A 15,747-nucleotide genomic window follows, 5' to 3' on the forward strand; every position below is an offset into this window, starting at 1 on the left:
ACGGTTACTCAATAGCGTTCACCTGAAATGAAGATCAAACGCCATTTTCCAGAAAACAAAACAAATTAATGCTTAAAGTGGCGTACGCCTGTCATGACCATAGCAATGCCATACTCATCAGCTTTCTGAATCGAATCCTCATCCTTAATCGATCCACCCGTTTGAATAATCGCCGTAATACCGGCTTTCGCAGCCGCTTCAACCGTGTCATTCATCGGGAAGAAGGCATCAGAAGCAAGTGCAGCTCCCTCGGCGCGTTTGCCCGCCTGTTCAAGCGCAATTTTCGCAGCGCCGACACGGTTCATCTGACCCGCGCCAATTCCAAGCGTCATGTGCTGTTCAGCAACAACAATCGCATTCGACTTAACGTGCTTCACCACCTTCCAGGCAGTCTTCATTGCTGTCCACTCTTCTTTAGTCGGCTCACGTTTTGTGACGATTTTTAAGTCAGCGTCCTCAAGCGTATAGCGGTCCTGATCCTGAACAAGCAGACCGCCCTCAACTGACGTATAAATATGTTCATGCTTTAAATGACGGTCAAAAGGAACAGTCAGCAGTCTGATATTTTTCTTTCTTGTCAGAATCTCAAGTGCATCATCTGAAAATGCTGGAGCAATGATGATCTCAAGAAAAATGTCAGCCAGTTTTTCGGCTGTTTCTTTATTCACACCTCTATTAAATGCAACAATACCGCCAAAGATGGAAGTGGAATCTGCTTCAAATGCGCGCTGGAATGCTTCCTGCGGACTTTCACCGGTACCAACACCGCATGGATTCATATGTTTGACCGCAACGGCTGCTGCTTCATCAAAGTCTTTTACGATCTGAAGCGCTGCATCGGCATCTTTAATATTGTTATAGGAAAGCTCTTTCCCGTGATGCTGTCGTGCGTGAGCAATCGAGAATTCAGACCCTAAAGGATTACGATAGAATGCTGCTTTTTGGTGAGGGTTTTCACCGTAGCGCAGATCCTGCTTGCGCTCATACGTAACCGTAATTCGCTCAGGGTTCTCTTCTCCTGATTCCTCTGTTAAGTATTGTGCAATGTAAGAATCATAGGCTGCTGTATGTCTGAACACTTTTGCAGCAAGACGCTTTTTGAACTCCGGCGATACGCCGCCTGCTTTTAACTCTTCAATTACTTTTTCATAATCCTCTGAGTCAACGACAACTGTCAGATACGCATGATTCTTTGCAGCTGCGCGCAGCATGGTAGGTCCACCGATATCGATATTTTCAACCGCATCTTCAAATGATACATTCGGCTTTGCAATCGTCTGCTGGAATGGATACAGGTTCACACAAACAAGGTCGATCGCTTCGATCCCCTGCTCCTGAAGCTGGCGCTGATGATCAGGCTGATCCTGCTTGGCAAGCAGTCCGCCGTGAATAGATGGGTGAAGTGTTTTTACACGACCTTCAAGAATTTCAGGGAAGCCGGTTACTTCATCCACACCTTTTACTTCAACTCCGTTATCAGCAAGCAACGTCTTTGTCCCGCCTGTTGAAAGGATTTCATAGCCAAGCGACTGCAGCTGTTCTGCAAATTCTACAATCCCCGCTTTTTCAGATACACTGATTAATGCACGTTTAGTCATTTTGTTTCCTCCAATGCTTCAGCAAATAGCTGGTTGAGTGTTTCAGGGTATAGACGATGCTCAATTCCATGGATCACCTTTTCAATCTCTTCTCTTTCCCATCCGTCCGGAATCTTAAAAGGTTCCTGCACAATAACAGGACCAGTATCCATTCCTTTATCTACGTAATGAATGGTCACACCCGTTACTTTCATCCCGCTGTCGATTGCCTGTCCAAGCGCGTCTTTCCCCGGAAATGCGGGAAGCAGTGATGGATGAACATTGACAATGCGTTTTGGGTAAGCATGAAGAAGGACAGGACCAATAAGTCTCATATACCCTGCTAATACCAGCCATTCTACTTCTTTTTCATGAAGCATTTCAAGGATTGCTGTTTCATATTCAGCTTTTGACGGAAAGTCCTTCGGGTTCACTGCACAGACATCAATGCCTAATGCTTTTGCGCGATTGACTGCGAACGCACCAGGCTTATCTGTTACGAGTAAAACGAGTGAACCTTTTAATCTGCCGTCACGGACCGCCTGTGCGATTGCTTCAAAGTTACTCCCGTTTCCTGATGCAAATACAGCAAATTTAATGTCACTCATAGATTGTAACCTTCTTTCCATTTTCAGCTGTCACACGGCCGATTTCATAGCTTTCTTCACCTGAATCAGCAAGTTTTCTCTGAACCGCTGCTGCATAATCAGGTCTGACTGCAAATACAAAACCGATCCCCATGTTAAATACGCTGAACATTGCTTGGTCTGAAAAATCTCCGGCTTTTTGAATCAGGTCAAATACCGGAAGCACCGGCCAGCTGTTATTGTTCACTTCAATGGATGTTCCTTCAGGAAGCATACGCGGAAGATTTTCATAAAATCCGCCTCCCGTGATATGTGCCATCCCAGTGATTTCACCTGCTGCAAGCGCCGTTTTCACCGCTTTAGGATAAAGTCGTGTCGGTGTTAAAAGCACTTCACCAAGTGTTTTTTCAAAGCCTTCAGGACGGTCAGTCAGCTGCATCTGATGTTGTTCAAGCAGTACTTTTCTGACTAGTGAGAAGCCATTGCTGTGGATCCCGCTTGATGGCAGTCCTATTAACACATCTCCAGGCTGAATCGCTTCACCTGTAATGATCCGGCTCTTTTCAGCTGCACCAACTGCAAATCCGGCCATATCGTATTCGTCCTCTTCATACATTCCCGGCATTTCAGCAGTTTCCCCGCCAATTAAAGCACAACCGGAGTCAACGCAAGCATCTGCGATTCCTTTCACCAGCTGTTCAATCTTTTCAGGCTCTGCTTTACCAACTGCCAGGTAATCAAGGAAATACAGCGGCTCTGCGCCTTGTGCAACGATATCATTCACACACATTGCTACACAGTCAATACCGATTGTGTCGTGCTGATCCATGGCAAATGCAAGCTTCAGCTTTGTTCCGACGCCGTCTGTGCCTGAGATCAGCACGGGTTCTTTATAGTCGAGGGCTGACAGGTCAAACATGCCGCCAAATCCGCCGAATGCGCCCATGATGCCTGCGCGTTCTGTACGTTTGACGTGCTTTTTCATCCGTTCTACTGCTTCGTATCCTGCTTCGATGTTAACTCCGGCCTGTTTGTAGGCATCAGACATGAATGTTCCTCCTTGAATACGCTGTTGGGTCTTGGTATATTGGCGTGCAATCTCCGTTTCAGGGGAACGCTTTCCGCGGCCGGGCGGTGAGCCAGCAGGCTTCGCCATAAGCCTCATCTGTCCCTTCCTGTGAGCCGCCACTCCCACTGCGACCTGCGCTGTAGATAATAAGAAAATCACTTTAGAAATTTAACGCCTGCTATCATTTATTTTTGAATTTATCTTTTGATGTTAACGCGCCAGTTCTTTTTCGTATGGGTGAAGTGTATCCGGGTAGATCTCAGTTGGATACTTTCCTGTAAAGCACGCAAGGCAGTGACCGCGGTTTTCACCTTCATCTTCACGGCCAATTGCTTTGACAAGACCTTCTACGCTTAGAAATGATAAAGTATCTGCACCGATTTGCTGGCGGATTTCTTCTACTGAATGTTTTGATGCAATCAGCTCTTCATGGCTGCTTGTATCAATGCCGTAAAAGCATGGATTTTTAATTGGTGGTGAGCTGATGACAACATGTACTTCTGTTGCGCCAGCTTCTTTTAGCATTTTCACAATACGTCGGCTGGTTGTGCCACGAACGATTGAATCATCTACCATCACAACCCGTTTACCTTCAACAACACCACGAACAGGTGAAAGCTTCATTTTTACACCCTGTTCCCGAAGCTCCTGTGAAGGCTGGATAAATGTCCGTCCGATATAGCGGTTTTTAATTAAACCCATTTCATATGGAATCGATGCTTCTTCAGCGTAGCCGATTGCCGCTGAAATACTTGAATCCGGTACGCCGGTTACTACGTCTGCTTCGATCGGGAATTCATGTGCAAGCTGTTTGCCAAGACGCTTTCTTGCTGAATGAATGTTGATTCCGTCAATATCACTGTCAGGACGTGAAAAATAAATGTATTCCATTGAACAGATTGCACGGTTTGTTGCATATGAAAAGCGCTCTGAGCGAATGCCTTCATCATTGATGATCAGCAGTTCTCCAGGTTCTACTGAACGGATCACTTCTGCTCCGATAATATCAAATGCGCACGTCTCAGATGCCACTGCATAGCCATCGCCCACTTTCGCAAGCGTCAGTGGTCTTAAACCATGCGGATCCAGTGCAACCATTAATTCAGTTTCAGTCATAATGACAAACGCATAAGCACCTTTTAACATGGTCAGTGCGTTCTTCACACGTTCTTCAAGTGATGCATAGCCGCTTCTTTTAATCAGGTGGGCAAGTACTTCTGTATCAGAAGTTGTCTGAAGAATGCTTCCTTGGCGCTCAAGCTGATGCTTCAACTGATTTGCATTCACCAGGTTCCCGTTATGAGCCAGTGTCAACGTACCGCTTTGTGAGCGGAAGACGAGCGGCTGAACGTTTTCATAGCCGCCTCCTCCTGCCGTTGCGTAGCGTACGTGACCGATTGCACCGTGACCTTTCAGCTCAGCAAGCATTTCCTGCGTAAATACTTCCGTTACAAGCCCCTCACCTTTGGAAAAAGATAAGTTTTCCCCGTCAGTGGCAGCAATACCCGCTCCTTCCTGCCCCCGGTGCTGTAAGCTTTGAAGTGCATAATACGTCATTTGTGCAGCCTGGTGATGACCCCAGACGCCAAAAACGCCACATTCTTCATTTAATCCTTTTAGTTCAGCAAGCATGGGATTGCTCCTCTCCAGCTCTCTTCAAATTTTTCAATTGGCTGGTCAATGACGGCCGCTCCGTTATGCACAACTTTTAATACAGGCTGTGCTGTCACTTCACCGATCTTTCTAGCGCCTGTCAGTGTTTCAAAAGCTTTTTGATCCTCAGGCTTTACGCTGATTAAGAACCTTGACTGTGTTTCGCTGAAAAGTTCTGTAACTGCAGACCCTTCAGTTTCTACTGTTACACCAAAACCTGATCCGAATGCTGATTCAGCAAGCGCCACTGCCAGTCCGCCTTCAGCAAGGTCATGAGCTGATTGTACGAGTCCCTGCTTAATCGCTGCTAAAACCTTTTCCTGACGATCAAGCTCTGTTGCCAGGTCAAGCTCAGGCGCTTTACCTGTAATCTCTCCGGTAGTCAACTTTTGCAGCTCACTTCCGCCAAATTCAGTTTTCGTCTCACCGATCAGGTATACTGCATCGCCAGCCTGTTTAAAGCTTTGTGTTGTAATATGTTTAAGGTTTTCAATCAGCCCGACCATACCGACAACCGGTGTCGGGTAGACTGCTGTACCATTTGTTTCGTTATATAAAGATACGTTTCCGCCAATAACCGGTGCATTCAGCACGCGGCACGCTTCACTCATGCCATCAACGGATTTTTCCATCTGCCAGAAGATCTCCGGCTTATCAGGGCTGCCGAAGTTCAGGCAGTCTGTAATCGCAAGCGGACGACCGCCTGAGCAGACAATATTACGTGCAGCTTCTGCTACTGCGATCTTCCCGCCTGTTTCAGGGTCAAGGTACAGATAGCGTGAGTTGCAGTCTGTCGTCATCGCCAGCGCCTTTTCAGTGCCGCGGATACGAAGGACTGCCGCATCAGATCCAGGCGTTACAACTGTATTTGTGCGCACCTGGTAATCATACTGGTCATAGACCCACTCTTTACTTGCAATTGTAGGCTGCTTCAATAATGCATGAAGCGTTTCTTCCACGTTTTCAACTTCAGGCTCTTCATTTTCAATCGCCTGGAATTCACGATAGTAAGCAGGTTCTTTTGAGGGCTTGTGATAAACCGGCGCATCTTCAGCAAGTGCATCAACCGGTACATCTGCTACAACGTTTCCTTCATGAAGAAGGCGAAGACGTTTATCATCCGTTACCGTTCCGACTGCTACTGCATCAAGATCGTATTTATGGAACAATTCCTGGATTTCCGCTTCACGTCCTTTTTCAATGACAATCAGCATACGCTCCTGTGACTCTGAAAGCATCATTTCATAAGCTGACATACCACTCTCACGCTGAGGTACAAGGTCAAGGTTCATTTCAATCCCAGAACCCGCTTTACTTGCCATTTCAGCTGATGAACTCGTCAGACCCGCTGCACCCATATCCTGAATACCAATCAGGGCATCGTTTTTAATCAGTTCAAGGCATGCTTCAAGCAGAAGCTTCTCCATAAATGGATCCCCTACCTGTACTGCCGGACGCTTCTCATCTGAATCCTCTGTTAATTCCTCAGATGCAAATGTCGCTCCGTGAATACCGTCGCGGCCTGTTTTAGCGCCAACGTACATTACTGTGTTGCCGACACCTTTTGCCTGACCTTTCTGGATCTCATCGTGATTGATCAGTCCAACACACATGGCATTTACAAGTGGATTGCCGTCATACGATTTGTCAAACTGTACTTCCCCACCGACTGTCGGGATTCCGATACAGTTACCATAGCCCGCGATTCCTGCCACTACCTGCTCAAATAAGTACCGAACACGAGGAGAATCCAGTTCTCCAAAGCGTAGGGAATTGAGTATCGCAATGGGTCTAGCTCCCATTGAAAATACGTCACGTATAATGCCGCCAACACCTGTTGCCGCGCCTTGATAAGGTTCGATGGCAGATGGGTGATTATGACTCTCGATTTTGAATGCCACTGCCTGGCCGTCTCCAATATCAACAATGCCAGCTCCTTCTCCCGGTCCCTGCAGTACCTGCTCGCCTGTTACAGGGAATTTCTTTAAAAGAGGCTTTGAATTTTTATAGCTGCAGTGCTCTGACCACATGACTGAAAATAATCCAAGCTCTGTATAGTTAGGCAATCTGCCAAGGATACCTTCTACAAGGCTGAATTCTTCATCAGTCAGCCCCATTTCGCGGTAGATTTTCTCATCCTTGATTTGCTGCTGTACCGGTTCAAGCATTAACGACATGAGAGTCCCTCCAGTGTTTTACGATTGATTGAAACAATTTAAGTCCATCTGCACTACCCAACAGCTCGTCCACAGCACGTTCAGGGTGAGGCATCATGCCAAGTACATTCCCTTTTTCATTCGTGATCCCTGCAATTGACAGCAGACTTCCATTTGGATTGTCAGCATAACGGAAAGCAATCTGTCCGTTTGCCTCAAGCTGCTTTAATATTTCTTCATCACAGAAATAGTTCCCTTCACCATGAGCGACTGGTACTGTGACGCGCTCATTAGACTGATAGGCTTTAGTGAACATGGTTTCGTTATTGACAACTTCAAGTTCGACAGGACGACAGATAAACTTCAGTCCTTGGTTGCGAAGCATAGCGCCAGGCAGCAGTCCTGCTTCAAGCAGAATCTGAAATCCGTTACATACGCCGAGCACCGGCTTACCTTCTTCAGCCGCTTTCACCACTTCACTCATGACATTTGAAAAGCGCGCGATTGACCCTGAACGAAGGTAATCTCCATAAGAGAATCCGCCAGGCAGTAATACGCCGTCAAACTGACTTAAGTCAGCTTCATCATGCCAGACATATTCCACTTCCTCACCAAGCTCATCCTTTACGGCATGATACATGTCAATGTCACAATTTGATCCTGGAAATACGATGACCGCAAACTTCATTGTGTAACGGCCTCCTCCACTTCAAACTCATAGTTCTCAATAACTGTATTTGCGAGCAGCTTCTCGCACATTTCTTTTACTGATTCTTCAATCGGACGCTCAGAAGGCTCGATTAACAACTCAAGGTATTTTCCGATTCGTACATCCTGCACTTCACTGTAATTCATTGCATGAAGGGAATTCTTTACTGCTGTTCCCTGCGGATCAAGTACACTCTCTCTTAACGTTACATGAACTTTAACTTTAATCATGATTTGACGCCTCCCAGTCGGTTTAATACCTTTTCATAAGCTTCTGTCAGACTTCCAAGATTCCGTCTGAACACATCTTTATCCATCTTCTCACCTGTTTTAATATCCCAAAGCCTGCACGTGTCAGGTGAAATCTCATCAGCAAGCAGCACCTGTCCGTTTTCATCACGGCCAAATTCAAGCTTGAAATCAATCAAATCAAGACCGATTCCCTTGAAAAATGCAGTCATGACTTCATTTACCTGAAGTCCTTTTTCTTTTAAAAGTGTCAGCTCTTCAGCTGAAGCAAGTCCGAGTACTTCAATGTGATCTTCATTAATGAGCGGATCACCGAGATCATCGTCCTTGTAATACCACTCAACAATCGTTTTCTTAAGCTTTGTTCCCTCATCCAGACCAATCCGCTTCGCAAGCGTTCCTGCTACTGTATTTCTGACAACCACTTCAATTGGAATGATCTCAACGGCTTTTACCAGCTGTTCGTGATCAGAAATCTTTTTAATAAAGTGAGACTCAATGCCTTCAGCCTTCAGCTTTTCAAAAAGAAGACTTGTAATCAGGTTATTCAGCACACCTTTACCGGCAATCGTTTCTTTTTTCTCACCGTTAAATGCAGTGGCTGAGTCTTTATATTCAATCCATAGAACGTCTTTTTGATCTGTCTGATAGAGTCGTTTTGCTTTTCCTTCGTAAAGGAGCTGTTCTTTTTTCAACTGGATTTCATCCTTTCGAATGTCGGAATATTGGGATTATTTCGGATAATGTCTCATTAAGAACCGTTGATCTGCGTTTCAGGCGGACGCTTTCCGCGGGGACGGCGCTGAGCCTCCTCAGGCTTCGCCTTGCGGGGTCTCAGCTGTCCGTCACATCCCGCTGGAGTCGCCTTACACTCTGATCAACTCAGATTGTAAAAATAAACGATATCCTAAATAGAAAGTGACTGCTTCTTCATCTAACGATTATAAAAGTCCGATACGCTTAAATACTGTATTTACGTGCTGCAAATGGTAAGTATAATCAAAGCAGTCTTCGATTTCTGCCGGTGACAGCTTTGACGTGATTTTTTCTTCTGCTTCAACGAGTTCACGGAAGTGTACCTGCTTTTCCCATGCCTCCATTGCTTTTGGCTGGACTGTATCATAGGCTTCTTCGCGTGATAGTCCCTTGTCAATCAGTGCGAGCAGTACGCGCTGTGAGTAGATCAGACCGAGTGTGCGGTCCATGTTGCGCTTCATGTTTTCAGGGAACACTGTCAGGTTTTTGATGATGTTACCGAAGCGGTTCAGCATGTAATTTAATGCGATTGTTGCATCCGGTAAAATGACACGCTCTGCTGATGAGTGGGAGATATCCCGCTCATGCCAAAGCGGAACATTTTCATAAGCTGTCTGCATATAACCACGGATCAGACGTGCAAGTCCCGTCATGTTTTCAGAGCCGATTGGATTACGCTTATGCGGCATAGCAGAAGATCCTTTTTGACCTTTTGCAAAGAATTCTTCCACTTCGCGCGTTTCACTCTTTTGCAGGCTGCGGACTTCAACAGCGAACTTTTCGATAGACGTCGCGATCAGTGCAAGTGTTGCCATGTAATCTGCATGGCGGTCGCGCTGCAAGGTCTGAGTTGAAACAGGTGCAGGTGTTAAGCCGAGCTTTTCACATACATATGATTCAACGAATGGATCGATATTTGCATAAGTACCAACTGCACCTGACATTTTTCCGAATTCAACGCCATCTGCTGCGCGCTTAAAGCGGTCCAGGTTACGCTTCATTTCTTCATACCAGAGTGCAAGCTTCAGTCCGAACGTCGTCGGTTCAGCGTGGACACCGTGTGTACGGCCCATCATCACTGTGTCTTTATGTTCTTTTGCTTTTTCAGCTAAAATCTCTACAAAACGCTCAAGGTCTGCAAGCAGAATTTCGTTGGCCTGTCTAAGCAGATATGAAAGTGCCGTATCTACTACGTCTGTTGATGTCAGTCCGTAATGCACCCACTTCTTCTCGTCACCAAGCGTCTCAGAAACCGCTCTTGTAAATGCCACAACATCATGGCGCGTTTCTTCTTCGATCGCTTTAATGCGGTCTACATCAAATGAAGCGTTTTCGCGGATTTTTTTTACATCTTCTTTCGGAATATCACCAAGCTCTGACCATGCCTCACATGCCAGAATTTCAACTTCAAGCCATGCTTCGAAGCGGTTCTGCTCAGTCCAAATCGCACCCATTTCAGGTCGCGTATAACGTTCAATCATCGTTGTGCCTCCTTGACTGCAGGGGTCCAGACGCCTGATGTTTCAATTTCTTTCAGCGTCTTTTCAATATCATCTGTCAGTATTGTGATATGCCCCATTTTCCTGTTAGTTTTCGCTTCGTCTTTTCCGTATAAATGAAGTGACCAGTGCGGGTAATGTGCGATTGAATTTAGCGCCGGTTCAACGTGCTGACCGAGTAAATTCACCATCACAGCCGGCTTTAAAAGATTTGATAGTGCAAGCGGCCAGTTCGCAATGGATCTGATGTGCTGATGGAATTGTGATGAAGAACTTGCTTCTATTGAATAGTGACCTGAGTTATGCGGTCTTGGCGCAAGTTCATTCACATAAAGCTCTCCATTTTTACCAACAAACATTTCAACTGCAAGCGTTCCAACAAGCTTTAGCTGATCGGCTACCTGTTCAGCGAGCCTGATTGCATCCGCTTTTACATCATCACTTATTCTCGCGGGCACAATAGAAGTGTGCAGAATCTGATGCTCATGAATATTTTCAGCGATTGGCTGGGTGACGGTTTCGCCTTTTTCATTGCGGTGAATGATCACTGAAATCTCACAGTCAAAATCAACAAAAGCTTCTAATATGCATGTGCCGTTATTTTTGATCAGCTGTGCAGCTTCTTCAATATCCTTTTCACTTTCGAGCTTTACCTGACCTTTACCATCGTACCCACCGGTAATTGTCTTCAATAACATCGGAAAAACGAACGTTCCTATCATATCATATAATTGTTGTTCGTTTTCTATGATTTTATAAGAAGCAGTCGGAACATCTGCTTTTGTAAGTGTTTCCTTTTCAAATTGACGGTTTTGTGTGATTCTGATGAGTTCAGCACCTTGAGGCACATGTGCTTTTTTTGCTAAATGTTTTAAAGATTCATAATCTATATTTTCAAATTCGTATGTGATGATGTCACTTAATTCAGCGAGTTCTGCTAAGCCTTTCTCATCGTCATAAGCGGTCTGGATTGTGTAATCAGCAACCTGCGCGCACGGGCAGTTTTCAGCAGGATCAAGGACTGCTATTTTAAAACCCGCTTCCTTTGCAGCAAGTGCCATCATTCTGCCAAGCTGGCCGCCACCGATAATGCCAATCACTGCTGGAGGGAGAATCATGTTAGTCATACGAGATCACCACTGCTTTCAAGTACTTTTTCTTCACTCTTCTTTCGCATTTTAGCAATTCTTTCAGCCAATTCTTCATCAAATGATGAAAGCATCTGCGCTGCGAGAAGACCTGCATTTGCTGCACCTGCATCCCCGATTGCAACTGTCGCAACAGGGACGCCCGCTGGCATTTGGGCGATTGATAGCAGTGAATCCAGTCCGTTTAGCGCTTTCGACTGAATCGGTACACCGATCACAGGCAGGGTAGTCTTCGCTGCTACCATGCCCGGCAGGTGTGCTGCGCCGCCTGCTCCTGCAATGATGACTTTGATTCCGCGTGATCTTGCCTGTTCTGCAAATGAAAACATGAGGTCCGGTGTACGGTGAGCGCTGACTACCTGCTTTTCATAAGGTACTTGCAGCTCGTCCAGTTTTTCGCATGCTTTTTTCATCGACGGCCAGTCTGACGTACTTCCCATAATGACGCTAACCAGTGCTGACATCCTCTCACTCCATCCAGGTTTATTGATCTTTATATACATTGTCCGTTAAGCTGCATTTCAGGCGGATGCTTAACTCTGTGCAATTAATTAATCTGATAGTTACTCATCACACTTGTATTTATAAATACAATAAATAAAAAATCAGCAGCTTTTCTTCATTGGTAAGGATGAAGGAAAGCTGCTGACTTATGTCAGGGAGACCTGCAGAATATACGGGTCGCCTGACTCTTTCCCTCATAGTCCTGTCATTTACGGTGCAGGGTAGAAACTTTCGGGCCATATTCCCGATTTTATATGAGGCCGTTCATTCAATTGATTTCGTAATCATCATAACAAGCTGACATCAGAACGTCAACACAAAAACGAACATTGTATTTTCTGAACATTTCATTGTTCGCTTTTTTGACCCTGGAATCTGATTTTCTGTCTGATTGGCTCGTGTTTTACAGAAGATCCATCTTTTACTTCTTGAAATACCGGTTCTTCCATTCTTCTGACCGGCATGTAGCCCTCTTTTGCCATTCTGTCGAGACAGTCACCAATCGACTCGTGCTCTTCGACATCAAACCACTTTTTGCTCATTCTTTTCCTCCTGTGACATTCTTCTTCTCACACTCTTTACCCAGAAGCCGCCGTGAATTGCTTTTGGTTCATATGATATCATAAATGCCTTTGGATCGATCTCTTTAATTCTGTCATAAAGTTTCAGTTCATATTTTCTTGGCGTGAGGATCTGCATTGCAAAGCGGTCACCCTCAAGACCATTCGCTTCCCAGTCTGTCACACCATATCCGAGTGCCCTCAGCTTACTTGGAAGTTCAAGCCCGTTATCAGTCGTAATCACATTTACCGTGATATAACCGAGCGCTAATTTCTCCTCAATCTTCATGCCGATAATGACACCCAGGCCATAACCGACCGCATAAGCGATCAGGTTCTGAATCTCATTCAGGTTATCAAGTACAAGACCCAGACCAACTACATATATAACAACCTCTACCATGCTGACACCTGCAGCATAATAGCGATATCCTTTTAACGTTAAAATCATACGAATGGTAAAAAACGATACATAAAAAATATTAATTGAAAAAATAATCGCTACCATTACTAAGCTGTTCTCAAGCAACTTTATTCTCCTCTTTTCCGATATTTTCAAATCCTAAAAGCAATCCTACTAGCCTTCACTGAAAATGTAAAGGTCATTCCGTCCCAAATCATGAACTTTTCATTACTTCGTGTACCTAAGTGATATAATTGTATTATCTTACATACAGGAGTGAACATAATGAAAGAGTTATCCATTGGAATTATCGGTCTTGGCGCTATAGGACAGCGCCTGATTCCGGCATTTGAACAACACGAAGGTTTTACTGTTTCAGCGATCAGTGATGTGAATAAAGAGCTGATGAAACAAACCACACAACAGCACTCACTAAAAGCCATACACTATACTGACGCTGAAGAATTAATCGAATATGGCGCGCTTGATGCAATATACATAGCCGTTCCACCAAAGTTTCACCATCACTATACAACACTCGCTGCCAAACGCGGTATCGCCATTCTATGCGAAAAACCGCTTGCCAATTCAGTAAAAGAGGCAGAAGACATGACGGAAGCCGTGAAAAAAGCAAAAGTGATTAACGCAATTCATTTCCCGCTTCATTATAGTAATGAAGTGGCTCTTTTAAAAGAAAAGCTTACAAAGATCGGGGACATACAACGAATCGAGCTAACAATGCGATTTGAAACTTGGCCGCGCTTCTGGCAGCAAAATGACTGGATCGCAAAACGTGAGCAGGGCGGATTTATCAGAGAAATCACACCTCATTTTATTCAATTAACAAATAAATTATTTGGAAAAATTGCGATCACATCAAAAGAAACACAGTATCCAGATAATGAAGAAGAAAGCGAAACCAACATCATCGCATTCGGCACAGCCGGACATATTCCTTTTCTGATCAACGGTCATAGCGGAATCGGTATGAAAGATGACCTGACCTACAGAATCTATGGGACAAAAGGGGTTCTTTCACTCGATCAGTGGGCTGAATTAAAATATGGAACACCGGAGCAGCCGCTTGAGCTGATTCAAGAGCGTGCAACATCTGCTTCAGGCTCACTCTTAAACGCTTTTCATCACGCCATTACGACCGGACAACCGTCGGACCTCATATCATTCGAAGAAGGGACAGCTGTCCAAAAAGTATTCGAACAACTGCTGTAAATCGAAAAGCAGAAGCGCCTCGTTAAGACCCGACAAGCGTAAGACACGGAGCGGAAAACGGGTGAACTTTCCCGTTTACCGATTCGTGGCTTATGACCCAAGGAGCTAGCGCCTGAAGCTTGATGAACATAAAGCTTTAAATCGTCCACTGAACCGGAACCCCTCCCATGCTCACGTTCTGTTCAATAAATAAATAATCCTTACCATCGGTTTCAAACTGACCATTCCCCTTTTAAGTAACCTCTCTCCCATCATCCTCCAGCTTCTTTTTAATCGCTTCAATATATTCATTAAAATTAAAGTAACTTTCATTGAAATCAATAATATTATTTCCTTTTTTATAACCCATCAGCCAATTGAACAAGATAAACAGTAATAAACTAATGAGCAGGATCGTAACAATGATATACATTATACCCTCCTTGACTAATATAAGGATAGAAAGCGCAATTGTTTCAAATTAAGTAGCATATAAAAAAGGACAAACCCACTTGGATTTGCCCTTTTGGTTTCGATTATAAGACTTTTACAAATGCTTCAGCAGCTTTTTGGCTGGACTGTGGATTCTGTCCAGTCACAAACTTTCCATCAGTCAAAACGTGCTCTGCCCAGTTACCCTGCGCAACAAAATGAGCACCCTGCTCCTCAAGCTTAGACTGAAGAAGGAATGGCATTAATGAATCTAGTCCAGTATCCTTTTCCTCTTCATCTGTAAAACCAGTCATCTTCTTGCCCTTCACTAGATACGTGCCATCTGACAGCTCTACATCCACAAACCCGGCTGGTCCGTGACATACAGCTCCGATTGCTTTATTATTTTCAGCAAAATGCGCTAGTGCATCCTGAAGCTGTGGCTCATTCGGCAAATCAAACATCGTGCCGTGTCCGCCTGGCAGGAAAATGCCATCAAAGTTCTCAAAAACTACACTTGAGAGCTTTTCAGTATTCTGAAGTTCTTCCTCAGCTTGCTTCCACTCAGCAGGATTTTCACCATCATCCAGACTATTTGGGTCAAGCGGAATTCCGCCGCCCTTAGGACTCACCACTGTAACCTCATAACCATTATTTTTAAATTCTACATAAGGCTCAGCGAATTCAGACAGCCATAGTCCAGTCGGATGATCTTTATCAATTTCACTCGTATTCGTTAATACCATTAATACTCTTTTACTCATCGTCTACATACCACCTTTTCAGTAATGGATGTTATCTTCTTACACTATATTTAGATACCCTTTCTACACTCCATTAAACGAAACTATAAAAATTAAGACCTATTTCACCTTTCTAAACTGGGTTCAGAGGGTGAAGGGTGGTGGCGCGGTCAAATGAGGGGAATATAGGGTGATATTGTGGCTGCTGAAGGAATTAATATCTGGGTTGAGGGGATCAAACTGAATATTGAAGTGATCGATCCCAGGATTGAGGCAACAACTTTCGAATAGAAGGAATTCCGTCGTCCACATATGCACTTAGGGTTTCGTCTTTTTGCCTTAGATGCCTTTGGGATCTTATCCCTCAGAAGCATTCCAACGCACAAAAAAAGCCTCCCCCTCAGGGAAGACTCAGATTGCCTAGCGACGTCCTACTCTCACAGGGGGAAACCCCCAACTACCATCGGCGCTGAAGAGCTTAACTTCCGTGTTCG

General features: G+C 44.8%; 16 protein-coding genes, 1 rRNA gene and 1 riboswitch. Of the genes, 1 reads left to right on the top strand and 16 read right to left on the bottom strand.

Annotated features, from left to right (window positions below; translation table 11 throughout):
• Positions 1-65: 65 nt before the first annotated feature.
• The 13 genes from purH to ACH6CZ_RS14620 form a co-directional block, all read right to left on the bottom strand.
• A complete protein-coding gene (gene purH / locus ACH6CZ_RS14560) occupies positions 66-1,598 on the bottom strand; it encodes a bifunctional phosphoribosylaminoimidazolecarboxamide formyltransferase/IMP cyclohydrolase (RefSeq protein ID WP_374098185.1) in 1,533 nt (510 codons plus the stop codon).
• The gene (purN, locus tag ACH6CZ_RS14565) at positions 1,595-2,185 is read right to left on the bottom strand and encodes a phosphoribosylglycinamide formyltransferase (RefSeq protein ID WP_374098186.1); all 591 of its coding nucleotides are present in this window, start codon (positions 2,183-2,185) and stop codon (positions 1,595-1,597) included. Before purN ends, purH begins: the two co-directional genes overlap by 4 nt.
• Positions 2,178-3,212, bottom strand: coding sequence for a phosphoribosylformylglycinamidine cyclo-ligase (purM, locus tag ACH6CZ_RS14570; RefSeq protein WP_374098187.1), 1,035 nt, complete (start codon positions 3,210-3,212; stop codon positions 2,178-2,180). The genes purN and purM overlap by 8 nt, the downstream gene beginning before the upstream one ends.
• A 231-nt stretch (positions 3,213-3,443) precedes the next feature.
• Positions 3,444-4,865 (bottom strand): amidophosphoribosyltransferase, encoded by a 1,422-nt coding sequence (gene purF / locus ACH6CZ_RS14575; RefSeq protein WP_374098188.1) that lies wholly within the window; start codon positions 4,863-4,865, stop codon positions 3,444-3,446.
• The gene (purL, locus tag ACH6CZ_RS14580) at positions 4,850-7,063 is read right to left on the bottom strand and encodes a phosphoribosylformylglycinamidine synthase subunit PurL (RefSeq protein WP_374098189.1); all 2,214 of its coding nucleotides are present in this window, start codon (positions 7,061-7,063) and stop codon (positions 4,850-4,852) included. The genes purF and purL overlap by 16 nt, the downstream gene beginning before the upstream one ends.
• Positions 7,047-7,730, bottom strand: a complete 684-nt coding sequence (gene purQ, locus ACH6CZ_RS14585; RefSeq protein WP_374098190.1) for a phosphoribosylformylglycinamidine synthase subunit PurQ — start codon at positions 7,728-7,730, stop codon at positions 7,047-7,049. The genes purL and purQ overlap by 17 nt, the downstream gene beginning before the upstream one ends.
• Positions 7,727-7,981 (bottom strand): phosphoribosylformylglycinamidine synthase subunit PurS, encoded by a 255-nt coding sequence (gene purS, locus ACH6CZ_RS14590; RefSeq protein WP_374098191.1) that lies wholly within the window; start codon positions 7,979-7,981, stop codon positions 7,727-7,729. The genes purQ and purS overlap by 4 nt, the downstream gene beginning before the upstream one ends.
• Complete coding sequence (gene purC / locus ACH6CZ_RS14595; RefSeq protein WP_374098192.1) at positions 7,978-8,694, bottom strand: phosphoribosylaminoimidazolesuccinocarboxamide synthase; 717 nt, start codon at positions 8,692-8,694, stop codon at positions 7,978-7,980. Before purC ends, purS begins: the two co-directional genes overlap by 4 nt.
• Before the next feature lie 246 nt (positions 8,695-8,940).
• Entirely contained in the window at positions 8,941-10,236 is a 1,296-nt protein-coding gene (gene purB, locus ACH6CZ_RS14600; protein ID WP_374098193.1) for an adenylosuccinate lyase, read from the bottom strand.
• Positions 10,233-11,381 carry a 5-(carboxyamino)imidazole ribonucleotide synthase gene (gene purK, locus ACH6CZ_RS14605; protein WP_374098194.1) on the bottom strand — a complete coding sequence of 383 codons (1,149 nt, stop codon included), beginning with the start codon at positions 11,379-11,381 and terminating at the stop codon, positions 10,233-10,235. Before purK ends, purB begins: the two co-directional genes overlap by 4 nt.
• On the bottom strand, positions 11,378-11,866 hold the full coding sequence (gene purE, locus ACH6CZ_RS14610; protein WP_374098195.1) for a 5-(carboxyamino)imidazole ribonucleotide mutase: 489 nt from the start codon (positions 11,864-11,866) through the stop codon (positions 11,378-11,380). The genes purK and purE overlap by 4 nt, the downstream gene beginning before the upstream one ends.
• Positions 11,867-12,083: 217 nt before the next feature.
• Positions 12,084-12,184, bottom strand: a riboswitch (purine riboswitch).
• Positions 12,185-12,253: 69 nt separating this feature from the next.
• Entirely contained in the window at positions 12,254-12,448 is a 195-nt protein-coding gene (locus tag ACH6CZ_RS14615) for an NETI motif-containing protein (protein ID WP_374098196.1), read from the bottom strand.
• The gene (locus ACH6CZ_RS14620; RefSeq protein ID WP_374098197.1) at positions 12,429-12,995 is read right to left on the bottom strand and encodes a DUF2179 domain-containing protein; all 567 of its coding nucleotides are present in this window, start codon (positions 12,993-12,995) and stop codon (positions 12,429-12,431) included. The genes ACH6CZ_RS14615 and ACH6CZ_RS14620 overlap by 20 nt, the downstream gene beginning before the upstream one ends.
• A gap of 159 nt (positions 12,996-13,154) precedes the next feature.
• Between ACH6CZ_RS14620 and ACH6CZ_RS14625 the strand changes: the two genes are divergently transcribed.
• Positions 13,155-14,099, top strand: a complete 945-nt coding sequence (locus tag ACH6CZ_RS14625) for a Gfo/Idh/MocA family protein (protein WP_374098198.1) — start codon at positions 13,155-13,157, stop codon at positions 14,097-14,099.
• A gap of 232 nt (positions 14,100-14,331) precedes the next feature.
• Here ACH6CZ_RS14625 and ACH6CZ_RS14630 read toward each other — a convergent pair whose 3' ends face one another.
• From ACH6CZ_RS14630 to rrf, 3 genes are all read right to left on the bottom strand, one after another.
• Positions 14,332-14,511 carry a hypothetical protein gene (locus tag ACH6CZ_RS14630; protein WP_374098199.1) on the bottom strand — a complete coding sequence of 60 codons (180 nt, stop codon included), beginning with the start codon at positions 14,509-14,511 and terminating at the stop codon, positions 14,332-14,334.
• Between the two features lie 103 nt (positions 14,512-14,614).
• The gene (locus tag ACH6CZ_RS14635; RefSeq protein ID WP_374098200.1) at positions 14,615-15,274 is read right to left on the bottom strand and encodes a type 1 glutamine amidotransferase domain-containing protein; all 660 of its coding nucleotides are present in this window, start codon (positions 15,272-15,274) and stop codon (positions 14,615-14,617) included.
• A gap of 397 nt (positions 15,275-15,671) precedes the next feature.
• Positions 15,672-15,747, bottom strand: a 5S ribosomal RNA gene (rrf, locus tag ACH6CZ_RS16235); the annotation flags it as partial.

The organism is Jeotgalibacillus sp. JSM ZJ347 (genome assembly GCF_044383825.1).
GTDB lineage: Bacteria > Bacillota > Bacilli > Bacillales > Jeotgalibacillaceae > Jeotgalibacillus.

What these genes read in the sequence shown, in the direction of transcription:
- ACH6CZ_RS14630 (WP_374098199.1), bottom strand. Translation starts at nt 14,511, where the DNA reads ATGTATATCATTGTTACGATCCTGCTCATTAGTTTATTACTGTTTATC.
- ACH6CZ_RS14635 (WP_374098200.1), bottom strand. Translation starts at nt 15,274, where the DNA reads ATGAGTAAAAGAGTATTAATGGTATTAACGAATACGAGTGAAATTGAT.
- purL (WP_374098189.1), bottom strand. Translation starts at nt 7,063, where the DNA reads ATGTCGTTAATGCTTGAACCGGTACAGCAGCAAATCAAGGATGAGAAA.
- purH (WP_374098185.1), bottom strand. Translation starts at nt 1,598, where the DNA reads ATGACTAAACGTGCATTAATCAGTGTATCTGAAAAAGCGGGGATTGTA.
- purN (WP_374098186.1), bottom strand. Translation starts at nt 2,185, where the DNA reads ATGAGTGACATTAAATTTGCTGTATTTGCATCAGGAAACGGGAGTAAC.
- ACH6CZ_RS14615 (WP_374098196.1), bottom strand. Translation starts at nt 12,448, where the DNA reads ATGAGCAAAAAGTGGTTTGATGTCGAAGAGCACGAGTCGATTGGTGAC.
- purS (WP_374098191.1), bottom strand. Translation starts at nt 7,981, where the DNA reads ATGATTAAAGTTAAAGTTCATGTAACGTTAAGAGAGAGTGTACTTGAT.
- purE (WP_374098195.1), bottom strand. Translation starts at nt 11,866, where the DNA reads ATGTCAGCACTGGTTAGCGTCATTATGGGAAGTACGTCAGACTGGCCG.
- purQ (WP_374098190.1), bottom strand. Translation starts at nt 7,730, where the DNA reads ATGAAGTTTGCGGTCATCGTATTTCCAGGATCAAATTGTGACATTGAC.
- purM (WP_374098187.1), bottom strand. Translation starts at nt 3,212, where the DNA reads ATGTCTGATGCCTACAAACAGGCCGGAGTTAACATCGAAGCAGGATAC.
- purB (WP_374098193.1), bottom strand. Translation starts at nt 10,236, where the DNA reads ATGATTGAACGTTATACGCGACCTGAAATGGGTGCGATTTGGACTGAG.
- purK (WP_374098194.1), bottom strand. Translation starts at nt 11,381, where the DNA reads ATGACTAACATGATTCTCCCTCCAGCAGTGATTGGCATTATCGGTGGC.
- ACH6CZ_RS14625 (WP_374098198.1), top strand. Translation starts at nt 13,155, where the DNA reads ATGAAAGAGTTATCCATTGGAATTATCGGTCTTGGCGCTATAGGACAG.
- purF (WP_374098188.1), bottom strand. Translation starts at nt 4,865, where the DNA reads ATGCTTGCTGAACTAAAAGGATTAAATGAAGAATGTGGCGTTTTTGGC.